This window comes from Cupriavidus sp. 21MJTG02-4 (assembly GCF_057798975.1).
The window spans coordinates 41201-55599 of record NZ_JBYOJP010000013.1 but is presented as its reverse complement, the minus strand read 5'-3'; the positions used below and the strand labels follow the sequence as shown (position 1 = coordinate 55599).

Here is a 14399-nt window from a genome sequence, read left to right as displayed (position 1 = left end):
TTCAGCCGGTTCAGCCGGCGAAGGCCTTGCGCGAACGCGGCAGGGCGGCGTAGGCGATGGCCGGCTTCGGCTTCTTGCCGAACAGCGTGCCTTCCGATGTGCCGCCGGAGCAGCCGTTGCCGAAGGTGAAGCCGCAGCTGGCCTTGTCGCTGAAGCTGTCCTCGACCATTTCCTTGTGCGACGACGGGATGACGAAGCGGTCTTCATAGTTTGCGATGGCCATGGTCTGGTACATGTCCTCGACCTGCGCCGGCGTCAGTCCGACCTGTTCCAGCACGGCCAGGTCCTGTTCGCCGTCGACGACCTGCGAGCGCTTGTAGGCGCGCATCGCCAGCATGCGGTCGAGTGCGGACAGCACCGGCATGACGTCGCCCGCGGTCAGCAGGTTGGCCAGGTACTTCACCGGGATGCGCAGGCTCTTCACGTCCGGGATCACGCCGTTCATGCCCATGTGGCCCGCCTCGGCGGCGGACTGGATCGGCGACAGCGGCGGGATGTACCAGACCATCGGCAGCGTGCGGTACTCGGGGTGCAGCGGGAAGGCGACCTTCCATTCGCACGCCATCTTGTAGACCGGCGACTTGCGCGCGGCATCGAGCCAGCTCTGCGGAATGCCCTGGCGGCGCGCCTCGGCCTGCACAGTCGGGTCGTGCGGGTCCAGGAACACGTCGAGCTGCGACTGGTACAGGTCGCGCTCGTCGGCGACCGATGCCGCTTGCTCGATACGGTCCGCGTCATAGAGCATCACGCCCAGATAGCGGATGCGGCCGACGCAGGTTTCCGAGCACACCGTGGGCTGGCCGGCCTCGATGCGCGGATAGCAGAACAGGCATTTCTCGGCCTTGCCGCTCTGCCAGTTGAAGTAGATCTTCTTGTACGGGCAGCCCGAGATGCACATGCGCCAGCCGCGGCACTTGTCCTGGTCGACCAGCACGATGCCATCGTCCTCGCGCTTGTAGATCGAGCCCGACGGGCAAGACGCCACGCAGGTCGGGTTAAGGCAGTGCTCGCACAGGCGCGGCAGGTACATCATGAAGGTGTTCTCGAAGGTCGAGTACATCTCCTTCTGCACGTCGTCGAACAGCTTGTCGCGGCCACGCGAGCTGAATTCGCCGCCGAGGTCGTCTTCCCAGTTCGGACCCCATTCGATCTTTTCCATCTTGCGGCCGGTCAGCACGGACACCGGGCGCGCGGTCGGCGGGGTCTGCACGAGCGGTGCCTTCTGCAGGTGCTCGTAGTCGTAGGTGAACGGCTCGTAGTAGTCGTCGATCTGCGGCAGGTTCGGGTTGGCGAACAGGTTCGCCAGGATCTTCAGCTTGCCGCCCTGGCGCGGCTCCAGGGTGCCGTTGGCATTGCGCTTCCAGCCGCCTTGCCACTTGTCCTGGTTCTCCCATTCCTTCGGGTAGCCGATGCCGGGCTTGGTTTCGACATTGTTGAACCACGCGTACTCGATGCCGTCACGGCTGGTCCACACGTTCTTGCAGGTGACGGAGCAGGTATGGCAGCCGATGCACTTGTCGAGGTTCAGCACCATGGCTACCTGGGCACGGATCTTCATTCTCAGGCTCCTTCCTTCACGTTCTTCTCCACGAGCGGCCCTTCCAGCCAGTCGACCTTCTTCATCTTGCGCAGGATCACGAACTCGTCGCGGTTGCTGCCCACGGTGCCGTAGTAGTTGAAGCCGTAGGCGAGTTGCGCGTAGCCGCCGATCATGTGCGTGGGCTTGGTGACCGCACGCGTGACCGAGTTATGGATGCCGCCGCGCATGCGGCTGGTTTCGGCACCCGGCACGTTCACGATCTTTTCCTGGGCGTGGTACATCAAACACATGCCTTGCGGCACGCGCTGCGACACCACCACGCGCGCGGTCAGCGTGCCGTTGACGTTGAACACTTCGACCCAGTCGTTGTCGCGGATGCCGTTGGCCTTGGCCTCGACTTCCGAGATCCACACGTGCGGGCCGCCGCGCGACAGCGTCAGCATGCGCAGGTTGTCCGAGTAGGTGGAGTGGATGCCCCACTTCTGGTGCGGCGTGATCCAGTTCAGCACCAGCTCGGGGTTGCCGTTCGGCTTCTTGCCGAGCATCGGGCTGACCGTCTTGGTGTCGATGGCCGGCTTGTACACGGCCGAACCTTCACCGAAGTCCAGCATCCAGCGGTGGTCCTGCCAGAACTGCTGGCGGCCGGTCAGCGTGCGCCATGGAATCAGCTCGTGCACGTTGGTGTAGCCGGCGTTGTAGCTGACTTCTTCCGACTCCAGCCCCGACCACGTCGGCGCGGAGATGATCTTGCGCGGCTGGGCCTGCACGTCGCGGAAGCGGATCTTGTCGTGCTCGCGGCCTTCGGCCAGGTGGGTGTGGTCGCGGCCGGTGATCTTGGACAGCGCGTCCCAGGCCTTCACGGCAACATGGCCGTTGGTCTCGGGCGCGAAGGTCAGGATCATCTCGGCCGCGTCGATCGCGGTTTCCAGCTTCGGGCGGCCGTGGCTCACGCCGTGGTCGGCCACGGTCTTGCTGAGTTCGCCAATCTCCTTGACCTCGTGCTTCGTATCCCAGTTGATGCCCTTGCCGCCGTTGCCCATCTTGTCGAGCAGCGGGCCGATCGAGGTGAACTTCTTGTAGATGTCGGCATAGTTGCGCTCGACCACGACCATCGACGGCGCGGTCTTGCCCGGGATCAGGTCGCACTCGCCATGCTTCCAGTCCTTCGGCTCGAACGGCTGGCCGAGTTCGCCCGGGGTGTCATGCAGCAGCGGCGTGCAGACGAGATCCTTTCGGGTGCCCAGATACGGGCCGGCGATCTCGCTGAACGTCTTTGCGATGGCCTTGTAGATTTCCCAGTCGGTCTTGCTTTCCCACAGCGGCTGCACGGCTTCGGACAGCGGGTGGATGAACGGGTGCATGTCCGACGTGTTGAGGTCGTCCTTCTCGTACCACGTGGCCGTGGGCAGCACGATGTCGCCGTACAGGCAGGTGGTGCTCATGCGGAAGTCGAGCACGGTCAGCAGGTCGAGCTTGCCTTCGGCGGCCGGGCGCACCTTGACCTCGCTCGGCTTGATGGCATCGTCCTCGTCGCCGAACACGGCGTTCTGCGTGCCGAGCAGGTACTTCAGGAAGTACTCATGTCCCTTGCCCGAGCTGCCCAGGATGTTCGAACGCCAGACGAACATATTGCGCGGGAAATTGGCGGGGTTGTCCGGGTCGTCGCAGGCGAACTCCAGGTTGCCCGACTTCAGTTGCTCGACGGTGTAGGCGACAGGATCCTTGCCGGCGCGCTCGGCCGCGTCGACGACGTCGAGCGGGTTGGAGCCGAGTTGCGGTGCGGACGGCAGCCAGCCCATGCGCTCGGACTTGGCGTTCAGGTCCAGCAGCGTCATCTTGCCGTACTTGTTCTTGTCGGCGGTCGGCGACAGGATCTCGTCGACGCCAAGCTTTTCATGGCGCCACTGGCTGGTGTGGTTGTAGAAGAACGAGGTGCCGTTCATCTGGCGCGGCGGGCGCGACCAGTCCAGGCCGAAGGCCAGCGGCGCCCAGCCGAACTGCGGACGCAGCTTTTCCTGGCCGACGTAGTGGGCCCAGCCGCCGCCGCTCTTGCCGATACAGCCGCACATCATCAGCAGGTTGATGATGCCGCGGTAGATCATGTCGTTGTGGTACCAGTGGTTCAGCGCCGCGCCGACAATGACCATGCTCTTGCCCTGGGTGCGGTCGGCGTTGTCGGCGAACTCGCGCGCCACCTGGATCACGAGCTTCGGCGGCACCGAGGTGTGCTTCTCCTGCCAGGCCGGGGTGTAGGGCACGTCGTCGTCATAGGACGTGGCCACGTTCGGTCCGCCCAGGCCCTGGTCGACGCCGTAGTTGGCGAGCTGCAGGTCATACACCGTGGCGACCAGCGCGGTGGTGCCGTCGGCCAGCGTCACGCGGCGGGCCGGCACGCGGCGGCGCAGCAGCGCGTCATGCTCGCCGCCGAAATAGGCGAAGCCGACTTCGGCCACTTCATCGTGGCTGCCCAGCAGCGACAGGCGCGGATCGATATTGCGGCTGCTGCCGCCGTCCTTCATTTCCAGGTTCCAGCGGCCGACCTTCTCGCCGCCGTTGTGCGCGCCCTCGCCCCAGCGGAAGCCGATGGAGCCGTTGGGCGCGACGATGTCGCCGGTCATGTCGTCGACCAGCAGGGTCTTCCAGTCCGGATGGTTGGCTTCGCCGAGGTTGTCGGCCAGGTGCGAGGCGCGCAGGAAGTGGTCGGGGACCAGCGTGCCATCGTTGTCGCGCAGCAGCACCAGCATCGGCATGTCGGTGTACTGCTTGATGTAGTCGCGGAAGTACGCCGACTTGCGGCTGACGTGGAATTCCTTGAGCACGACGTGGCCCATCGCCATGGCCAGCGCGGCATCGGTGCCTTGCTTCGGGGCCAGCCAGATGTCGCCAAACTTGACCATCTCGCCGAAGTCCGAGGACACGGCCACGGTCTTGGTGCCCTTGTAGCGCACCTCGGTGTAGAAGTGGGCGTCCGGCGTGCGCGTCTGCGGCACGTTGGAACCCCAGACCATCAGGTAGGTGGAGTTGTACCAGTCGGCGGACTCGGGCACGTCGGTCTGCTCGCCCCAGATTTGCGGGCTGGCCGGCGGCAGGTCGCAGTACCAGTCGTAGAACGACAGGCAGGCGCCCCCGATCAGGCTCAGGTAGCGCGCGCCCGCAGCGTAGGACACCATCGACATGGCGGGAATCGGCGAGAAGCCGACCACGCGGTCGGGGCCGAACTTCTTGACGGTGAAGGCATTGGCGGCCGCGATGATCTCGGTCGCGGTGTTCCAGTCGGCGCGCACGAAGCCGCCCAGGCCACGCACGCTCTTGTAGCGCGCGGCCTTCTCGGGGTTCTGGCTGATCGATTCCCACGCGGAGATCGGGTCCATGGTCTTGCGGGCCTCGCGCCACATCTCCATCAGGCGGCCGCGGATCATCGGGTACTTCACGCGCTGGGCGGAATAGACGTACCAGCTGTAGGAGGCGCCGCGCGGGCAGCCGCGCGGCTCATGGTTGGGCAGGTCGGGACGGGTGCGCGGGTAATCGGTCTGCTGGGTTTCCCAGGTGATCAGGCCGTTCTTCACATACACCTTCCACGAGCAGGAGCCCGTGCAGTTCACGCCGTGTGTGGAGCGCACGATCTTGTCGTGCTGCCAGCGGCTGCGGTAGCCGTCTTCCCACTTGCGGTCTTCGTTCACCACCGCGCCGTGCCCGTCCGAATACGTGGACTTGACGCGCGACATGAACTTCAGTCGATCCAGAAAGTGACTCATCTCTTGTTCTCCGCGAATGCTAGCTGCTGGCCGCACGCGGCCGTTGCAGGGACACTCGTAGCTTATGGGGAGGGAATGGGCGCTCAAATGGGGGGGGCCAACGGGCGGCGGGGGGGGTGGGGGGTTGGGGGGGGGGGCCGGCCTAGTTCGGCCGAACTAGGCCGGCCGGCAGGATCAGCAGGGCATGGCAGCGTTGCGGCGCGCGTAGCACCACCACGTCACGATCACGCAGCTCACGTAGAAGGCGATGAAGCAATACAGTGCGGCGTCGGCCGAGCCGGTCAGCTCCAGCGAGGTGCCGAAGCTCTTCGGAATGAAGAAGCCGCCATAGGCACCGATTGCGCCGGAGAACCCGAGCACGGCAGCCGATTCCTTGCCGGCTTCCTGCAGCGCCTGGCGTTGCACGACGTCGCCCTTGCCGGCAGCGGCGCGCTGGCGCTCCGTGAGGAAGATCACCGGGATCATGCGGAAGGTCGAGCCATTGCCGACGCCGGTCAGCGCGAACAGCGCGACGAAGGCTGCCAGGAAGGCCGGGAAGCTGCCCGCCGCGCCGTCATGCGGCAACGCGGCCAGCACGCCGAACACGGCGATGATCATGCCGATGAAGGTCCACAGCGTTACGCGCGCGCCGCCGAGCTTGTCGGAGATCCAGCCGCCCACAGGACGCGTGAGTGCGCCGACCAGCGGCCCCAGGAAGGCATAAGCCGTGGGATTCACGCCCGGGAACTGCGACTTGGTCAGCAGCGCCAGTCCGGCCGAGAAGCCGATGAACGAGCCGAACGTGCCCACGTACAGCCAGCACATCAGCCAGTTGTGCTTGCGCTTGAAGATGATGGCCTGGTCGGCGAACGAAGCCTTGGCGTCGGCGATGTCATGCATGCCGAACCACGCCGCCAGCGACGACACCACGATGAACGGCACCCAGATAAAACCCGCGTTCTGCAGCCACAGGCTCCTGGTGACGTCGCCGGCCTGGTATTGCTGGGCATCGCCGCCGAGCGTGCCGAACACCGCCAGCGATACCACCAGCGGGGTGACGAACTGCACCACCGACACGCCCAGGTTGCCGATGCCGGCGTTCAATCCGGTGGCCAGGCCCTTCTTCGCCTTCGGGAAGAAGAAGCTGATGTTGGCCATCGACGAGCTGAAGTTGGCGCCGCCGAAGCCGCACAGCAGCGCGAGTGCCAGCAGCGTCGGGTAGCTGGTGGAAGGGTCGCGCAGGGCGAAGCCCATGCCGAGCGCCGGGATCAGCAGCAGCGCGGTGGAGATGGCGGTGAAGCGGCGTCCGCCGAACACCGGAACCAGGAACGAATAGAAGATGCGCAGCGTTGCGCCGGACAGCGCGGGCAGCGCGGTCAGCCAGAACAGCTGGTTCTTGGTGAACTGGAATCCGGCGCGGTCGAGGTTGACCGCAACCACGCTCCACAGCATCCAGATCACGAAGGCCAGCATCAGCGCGGGGATCGAGATCCACAGGTTGCGGTAGGCGATGCGTTCGCCCGTGTTTTGCCAGAACGCCGCGTTCTCGGGCTCCCAGCGCGTTAGTACAGAGGTGGACATGACAGTGTGCTTGAGTGGAAAGAGGGATCAGGGGCGGCGTCACGCCGTCTGGGTGAGGCCGACGGCCTGTTCCTTGCGCCGGCGTTCGGCGCGGTGGCTGTAGTGCATCCAGACCAGGCTCACGCACACGGTGCCGTACATCAGCATGAAGCAGCTGCTGCGTACGCCGGTCAGGTCGGCCAGCGCGCCGAACAGGATCGGCAGCACAAAGCCGCCGAGGCCGCCCGCCAGGCCCACCACGCCGGAAACGGCGCCGATGTTGTGCGTGAAATCGTTCGAGATGAACTTGAAGACCGAGGCCTTGCCGATGGCGAAGGCGATGCCGACCACGAACAGCAGGAACGTGAACACTGTCGGCGTCAGCGCGATGCGGAAGCTCTGCGGACCCGTGGTGGTGTGGATCACGAAGTCGGTCTGCGGGTAGCTCAACAGGAAGAAGCCGACCCAGCTCACCCACATCACCCACCACGTGGTGCGCTGCGCGCCGTAGCGGTCGGAGATCCAGCCGCCGATCGCGCGCAGCACGCCGCCCGGCAGCGAGAAGCATGCGGCCAGGAACGCGGCCACCTTCATGTCGAAGCCGTATTCGCCGATGTAGTACTTGGTCATCCACAGCGACAGGCCGACATAGCCGCCGAACACCACCGAGTAGTACTGCGAGTAGCGCCACACGCGCGGGTCGCGCAACATCGTCAACTGCTCGCGAAAGCCGGTGCTGGACGTCACCCGGTGCGCGGGATTGCTGCGCGAGCCGAGCCAGAACACGATGGCCGTCACCAGCATCGCCACCGAGTACACCCGGGGCACGACTTCCCACGTGCCGGCAGCGAGGATGAGCGCCGGCGCGACAAACTTGGTCAGCGCGGCGCCCGAGTTGCCGGCGCCGAAGATGCCCATGGCCAGCCCCTGGCGCGAGCGCGGGAACCAGCGTGCAACGTATGGGGTGCCGACCGAGAACGAGCCGCCGGCCAGGCCGACGAACAGGCCGAGCACGAGCAGTTGCCACAGCGTATGCGCATACGAGATCAGCCAGATCGGGATGACCGTGGCCAGCATCAGCAGGAAGAACACGACGCGGCCGCCGTAGCGGTCGGTCCAGATGCCGAGCGGCACGCGGATCAGCGAGCCGCTCAGCACCGGCGTGGCGGCCAGCAGGCCGAACTCGGTTTCATTGAGCCCGAGTTCCTTCTTGAGCGGGATGCCGAGGACGGCGAACAGCATCCAGACGGCGAAGCAGATGGTGAAGGCAAAGGTGCTGGATGCCAGCGTCGTCCATGCCCCGGAAGGGACGGGCTCCGGCATTCGCGCCGCGCGTGTTGGGGTGGCCATGGCCATACTCCTGTGTCAACTTTGACGGGATGACGCCAGAGTAGGCACGCGGGTTACGGCTGACCATTCGCCGGGAGCACAAGCCGCCACGCCACGGAACCTGCTGGTGGAGCTAGTTCCATCGGCGGAGGACGACGGCGGCATCAGGGTGCTATCGTGGTTGCACCCCGCCTGGACACGGTATCAACCCGTGACACGGATCAAATTTCTCGCACGCGCCCATCATGGAAACCATCCCTATCCTGCCCGCACGCGGTCCGCGCAAGTCGCCGGAAGCGGGTCCGCCGCCCCGTGGCTTTGCGCTGTTCGCGCTCGGCTTCCGCCCTTTCTACCTGGGCGGCGCGCTCTTTGCGGCGATCGCCGTGGCGGTATGGGCGGCTGTGTTCGGCGGTGCGGCGGGCATGGCGCCTGCAAACGCCTTGCCGCCGATGCTGTGGCACGCCCATGAGATGGTGTTCGGCTTTGCCGCCGCGATCGTGGTCGGCTTCCTGTTCACGGCCGGGCGCGCGTGGACCGGGCAACCCACGCCGACCGGCGCGCCGCTTGCTTGCCTGTTCGTGCTGTGGCTGGCCGGGCGTGGCGCCATGTGGTTCGGCCCTGGCGTGCTGGCCGCGTGGATCGACGGCGCGTTCCTGCCGCTGGCCGCGCTAGCGTTCACGCGCACGTTGGTCAAAGGCGGCAATCGCCGCAACTATCCGCTGGCGTTTGCGCTCTGGCTGCTGGCCCTGGCCAATGTGTCGAGCCTTGCGCTGCATGCCGGTGGCTACGCCGATGCGGCGCTGCGCGCCTGCCAGGCCGGCGTGGCGCTGATCACGCTGTTCGTCATCGTGATCGGCGCACGCGTGATTCCGATGTTCACGACCAATGCCGTTCCAGGCTTTCGCCTGCGCCAGTATCCGAAGGTCGACCGCGTGGCCGTGCCGGCGGCAGTCCTGGGCCTGCTGGCCGGGCTGGTTCCACTGCCCGGGTGGCTGGCGGCCCTGTTGTCGCTGCTGGCGGCCGTGGTGCTCGGCATCCGCGTGGTCGGCTGGCGCGGCTATGCGGTGGGCAACCGCCCGCTGCTGTGGTCGCTGCACCTGGCCTATGGGTGGCTGCCGCTGGCTTTCCTGCTCCAGGCCGGCGCGGAACTCGGCCTGGTGATGCCGGGCATTGCCACGCATGCGTTCACGGTCGGCGTGCTCGGTGGCGCCATCATCGCCATGGTCACGCGCACGGCGCTCGGGCATACGGGCCGGACGCTCGCTGCCGGGCGCGCGGAGACCGCTGCCTACTGGCTGGTCGCGGCGGCCGCGGTGCTGCGCGTCATCGGGCCGCTGCTGTGGCCGGCCGGGTACCTGCAATGGATCCATGGCGCGGCCGCCTGCTGGGTGGCAGCATTCGCGGTCTACGCCGTGGTCTACGCGCCGCGGCTGGCGCGGCCCAGGATCGACGGAAAGGCAGGGTGAGCCTTTCCCCCGGTCCTTCCCAAGGCCATCCGGCTCGTGTCCTTCGACACGGACCGGATCGATTCAAACAGCGTTGGGAATTCTGCCCTGTTGACGGCTGATGCACGCCTGTGTCAGCCCAATTCGGCCACTACGGCCATGCGATCGTTGCCGCGCTCCCTCCTCACGCTGAATCCTGCCACGAGCAGCGCGGCCAATGGCGCCAGGGCCGCCACCCAGGGCAGGGCATTCAGGCCCGGGCCATGGGCGACCACCATGCCGCCCAGCCACGCGCCGATGCCGTTGCCGAGATTGAATGCGGCGATGTTGAAGCTCGATGCCAGGTTCTGGCCCGCGCCGCTGGCGTGATGCAGCACGCGCAGCTGCAGTGGTGACACGGTCGCGAACGCGGCGACGCCCAGGATGCCGACGAAGCCGGCCATGGCGGGCTGGCTGTGGACGGCAAAAGTCATGGCCGCGAGCACGGCGATAAGCGCGCTCAGCGAGCCCAGCAGCGCGGCCGTGGGCTGGCGGTCGGCGAAGCGGCCGCCCAGGATGTTGCCGACGATCATGCCGCCGCCGAACAGCAGCAGGATCGGCGACACCGCCCTGACATGCAAGTCAGTGGCCACTTGCAGCAGCAGGCCCATGATGACGAATTCGGCGGAGCCAATGCAGAAGGATTTGGCATGGGGGGCGCCTGCGGAGGGCGGCAGGGATGGCAGGAAGGTTTCGAGATCGTCGACCAGCGCACGGCCCTGCTCGGCAGGCTGGAGCGCGAACTCGGCGTTCGTCTGCTGCATCGCACCACGCGACGCCTGCTGCGGGCGTTTGTGGATTTCCTGGCCGAACACTTCGGCGAAAACCCGCCGTGGGAGCGCCGGGCATGACGGGTTACGCTACGGTGCAACCGAATGCCTAAAAATTGGGCGGTCCGGTGCGTTGGCGCACAGATTGGGCGTTTCGGGGGAGACGCGCGAGGATATCCACAGATTCTGTGGATATCCTTGCCGGATTTCAACATGGGTTTCTACCATCGACGCGGCCCCCGGCCAGCGGGTATGCTGAGCGATCCGCCCCGGCCTGCCGCTCGCCGTTCGGCGCCCCGGCATGCCATCCCCCTTTCTTCGAGACACCATGCGACACCACGGGCCGACGGCAGTACCGATCCTGGCCATGCTGGCCGGCGCCGTCATGACGGCCGGCTGCGTGGCGCAGTACCGCGTGCCGTCCGGCGCCGCCGTGGCCAGTGTGCGCCTGATGACGGATACCGATGACAACACCACCTTCACGGTGGTCGATCCCGCCAAGTGCCCGGAGCCGGCTCGTCCGCTGGTACTGGCCGGAATGGGCAGGCAGTTGTCGGCGATCGGGCGGGAGCGCGGGCTCGAGATGGCCGGAAGTTCGCCGGAGTCGCCGGCGCGCACGCGCGAGCGGCATGTTGAGGCGGGTCGGCGGATCTACGTGGGCGTGATATCGACAGCCGCACCGCCGCTGCCGGAACTGCGCTGCGCGGCGGGCGTGTCGTTCGTGCCCGCGGCGGGGGCGCAATATGAAATCCGCTATAAGCGGGATGAGACCGCGAGCCAGTGCTCGGCCCAGGTCTTGCGCTTGCAACCGCTCTCGTCAGGCGCCGCGCGGCCCATGGCAGAGCCGACGCAGCAGGGCTTTCGCGCGCTGAAGAAAGAATACGTCTGCCAGGCGTCCTGACGACGCCTGGACGGGCCAGCCCCGGCAGGGGCGGCCGCGGCGGCTTACGACTCGATCAGGAAACGTTCCGGGCGCTTGCCCAGCCATGCCGGGGCACGGCCGCGACCCGACCAGGTCTTGCCGGTCTTCGGGTCCATGTACTTGGCGGGCAGCGGAGCGTGCTCCGCCTTCTTGGACGCGTTCGAACCTGCCGGCCGGCCGCGGCCGCGGCGCGGGGCGATGTCGTCCGGGGTCAGGCCGTATTCGGCCATCAGCGAACGGATCTGGTCGATCACGCCGGCGACTTCGGTTTGCCTGACCTCATTGAGCTTGGCTTCGAGTGCTTCTTTTTCTGCAAGAAGTTGCTTGTATGTCGCCATTTATATTCCCCTTTTCTGCAATTGACCGCTGCATGGTACTGGAACTTCCTGCCGATATGGCATTGTCGTGCGGCGGTGGATACGAAAATATTTTACAAAATATAACGCAGAATGCACGGGTCTATTGTTACAGAGTGGTGCGGCTTGCCAGAAATGGCGGCGCTCGCGCGACTTCATTCCGGCTTTTCTTCGGTTTCGAAATTCGCTATGCGTTCGCCCGGCGGGCGACAAGGTTCAATGGATATTGATGGATGCGGCAGTGGTTGGCATGGCCGGATGCCGGCACGATGAGCGTATAGACGGTAGGCAAAAAAGAATGGCTCTTCGCTGATCTGCGGGGATGATCTCTTGCCCACGCGATTCGGCCAAGAACCCAAAAAAATGGTTCTTGCGAATTGCGGGGTGTCGTTCTTGGCAGGCGCCGCTGTTTCGCCGGCGTAGCCGGCGAGTTACTTCTTGTCCAAGCGACAAGAAGTAACCAAGAAACGCGTTTACTTGCCCTAACGGGCGAATATTGATCGTAGTGTGCGACGAATTTCGTACGGGTATTCGCTTCAGAGTCTGCCCGGCTGCCTGCCGCATGGTGCGCATCCGTCTGCAGGCTCTCCAACAATGATTGAACCAGCCCCGAAACTGTCCGTGGCTCGACACTGCGAACGCCATCGCATCATCGCCTACGGCTGCTGCGCGGCTCAGTAGTCGGCAAGCGGGAGGTCATCAACGGCACAGAGGCTGGTGCTTCCGTTTCTTCCCTTCCCTTTCCCTCGGTTTTCACTGAGTGCGCGCAGCGCAGCCGTAGGCGTCCGACTGATGGTGGGATTAGAAGGAGCCACCAAGTAATCCGGGTTCGCTCATCCAAGGTGTCTATCCTGATCATCTACGCGGCAGGCAGTGTAGCTATGCCCTGTACCGTCTTTACCCATCGGGCCGTTCGTCGACCACGTAGACGCGCTCTTTGGTTCCTTCTGTCGCTCGGACAGAAAGGGACTCGCCGGCTACGCCGGCGAAACAGGCGCGCATGCCAAGAACGACGCCCCGCAATTCGCCCGAAGAACCAAAAAAAATACCCCGGGAAAGCAGGAATCCCGGGGCATAAATCCACCGTGTGGCGGTGGAGGAGACATTGTCGAATTCATTGCGGACAACCGCGCCAGCGGCAGCGGCGGTCCGATTGAAGCGTCTGTTTCAGATGGCCCAGCCCCCGGCATAGAACGCGGCAAGCGCAATCGCGATCGCCACCGTACCGACATTGAGCTTGCGCCATTCGCCGGAGACGATGCGGCCGACCACCAGCGTGCAGAAGCCGAGCATGATGCCGGTGACGATATTGCAGGTCAGCACGATGAACACGGCGCACACCAGGCCCGACAGCGCATCGACCAGGTCATCCATGTGCAGGCGCGAGACGCTCGACAGCATCAGCAGGCCCACGTACATCAGCGCGGGCGCGGTGGCGTATGACGGCACCAGCCCCGCCAGCGGCGAGAAGAACATCACGGCCAGGAACAGCAGGCCGACCACCACGGCGGTCAGGCCGGTCTTGGCGCCGGCGGCCACGCCGACGGTCGACTCGATATAGGCCGCGGCCGGAGCGCCGCCGAACATGGCGGAGAAGATCGAGCTGACCGAGTCCGCCGTCAGCGCACGGCCACCGTTGCGGATGTGGCCGCTGGCGTCGAGCTGGCCGGCCTGGCCCGCCACGGCCCGAATGGTGCCGGTGGCATCGAACACCGCCGTCATCACCAGCGCCAGCACGCTCGGCAGCACGGCGGCGGACAGCGCGCCACGAATATCCATGGCGCCGATCAGCGACTGGTGGCCGGGCGCGCTCAGCGAAGGCAGTGCGAACACGCCGGTGAATTTCACGGCCGGGTCGAAGATCAGGCCCAGCACGGAGATGGCGACGATCACCAGCAGGATGCCGCCCGGCACGCGCCGGCGCTCCAGGCCGAAGATGGCGGCCAGGCCCAGCACCGACATCACCACCGGGAACGAGGTGATCTTGCCCAGCGCGACAGGCAGGCCCGCGCCGCTGTTCTTGACCACCAGGCCAACCTCATTGGAAGCGATCAGCAACAGGAACAGCCCAATGCCGATTCCCGCGCCATGGGCAACGCCTGCCGGCAGGTTGCGCAGGATCCAGGAGCGCACGCCGGTGACCGAGATCGCGGTGAACACCACGCCCATCAGGAATACCGCGCCTAGCGCCACGGCCGGCGACAGTCCCTGCCCCAGCACCAGGCCGAAGGCCATGAAGGCCGTCAGTGAAATGGCGCAGCCGATGGCGATCGGCAGCTTGGCCCACACCCCCATCAGCAGCGAGCCGAACGCCGTGGTCAGGCATACCGCCACGAACACCGCGCTGGTGTCGAAGCCGGCCTTGCCGAGCATGCCCGGCACGACGAAGACCGCGTAGACCATGGCCATGAAGGTGGTCACGCCGGCCACCACTTCCTGGCGCCGCGTGCTGCCGCGCTCGGTGATCTGGAAATAGGCGTCGAGCTTGTTCCTGACTTCGGGGCGCGCGGAATCGACTTCCGTCACGGACGGATAGGGCTGTTCGATCATGATGATCTGTCTCCTTGCAGGGCGCTGCCGCGGCCGATGGAGGGGCCGTGGACAGGCTTTGTCTCACGTGGTTCTAGGTATCGGCCGCGTCCATGCTCGCTGCGCGGCCGGTTTTATCGGTGTTGCCTCTTGTCGGTGCCTTCTGCATGGGCGT

General features: G+C 65.7%; 9 protein-coding genes. 2 read left to right on the top strand and 7 right to left on the bottom strand.

The genetic code is table 11. The features are described from left to right. Window positions 1-10: 10 nt before the first annotated feature. The 4 genes from narH to AC3FKH_RS23520 all read right to left on the bottom strand — a co-directional run bounded on the left by narH (window position 11) and on the right by AC3FKH_RS23520 (window position 8184). A complete protein-coding gene (gene narH, locus AC3FKH_RS23535; RefSeq protein WP_488678200.1) occupies window positions 11-1558 on the bottom strand; it encodes a nitrate reductase subunit beta in 1548 nt (515 codons plus the stop codon). Window positions 1559-1560: 2 nt separating this feature from the next. After that, on the bottom strand, window positions 1561-5295 hold the full coding sequence (locus tag AC3FKH_RS23530; RefSeq protein ID WP_488678199.1) for a nitrate reductase subunit alpha: 3735 nt from the start codon (window positions 5293-5295) through the stop codon (window positions 1561-1563). Between the two features lie 174 nt (window positions 5296-5469). Further along, on the bottom strand, window positions 5470-6855 hold the full coding sequence (locus AC3FKH_RS23525) for a NarK family nitrate/nitrite MFS transporter (protein WP_488678198.1): 1386 nt from the start codon (window positions 6853-6855) through the stop codon (window positions 5470-5472). Between the two features lie 39 nt (window positions 6856-6894). After that, the gene (locus AC3FKH_RS23520) at window positions 6895-8184 is read right to left on the bottom strand and encodes an MFS transporter (protein WP_488678197.1); all 1290 of its coding nucleotides are present in this window, start codon (window positions 8182-8184) and stop codon (window positions 6895-6897) included. Window positions 8185-8408: 224 nt separating this feature from the next. Between AC3FKH_RS23520 and AC3FKH_RS23515 the strand changes: the two genes are divergently transcribed. After that, window positions 8409-9629: an NnrS family protein gene (locus AC3FKH_RS23515; protein ID WP_488678196.1), complete on the top strand. Its 1221-nt coding sequence runs from the start codon at window positions 8409-8411 to the stop codon at window positions 9627-9629. Window positions 9630-9742: 113 nt separating this feature from the next. Here AC3FKH_RS23515 and AC3FKH_RS23510 read toward each other — a convergent pair whose 3' ends face one another. Further along, window positions 9743-10411, bottom strand: coding sequence for an MFS transporter (locus AC3FKH_RS23510; protein WP_488678195.1), 669 nt, complete (start codon window positions 10409-10411; stop codon window positions 9743-9745). A 334-nt stretch (window positions 10412-10745) separates the two neighbouring features. On the opposite strand from AC3FKH_RS23510, the gene AC3FKH_RS23505 reads away from it, so the two are divergent. Next, entirely contained in the window at window positions 10746-11318 is a 573-nt protein-coding gene (locus AC3FKH_RS23505; protein WP_488678194.1) for a hypothetical protein, read from the top strand. Between the two features lie 44 nt (window positions 11319-11362). Here the strand turns inward: AC3FKH_RS23505 and AC3FKH_RS23500 are convergent, their stop codons facing one another. Further along, on the bottom strand, window positions 11363-11677 hold the full coding sequence (locus tag AC3FKH_RS23500; protein WP_488678193.1) for an H-NS histone family protein: 315 nt from the start codon (window positions 11675-11677) through the stop codon (window positions 11363-11365). Window positions 11678-12862: 1185 nt separating this feature from the next. Beyond that, entirely contained in the window at window positions 12863-14245 is a 1383-nt protein-coding gene (locus tag AC3FKH_RS23495; RefSeq protein WP_488678192.1) for an NCS2 family permease, read from the bottom strand. Window positions 14246-14399: the final 154 nt, after the last annotated feature.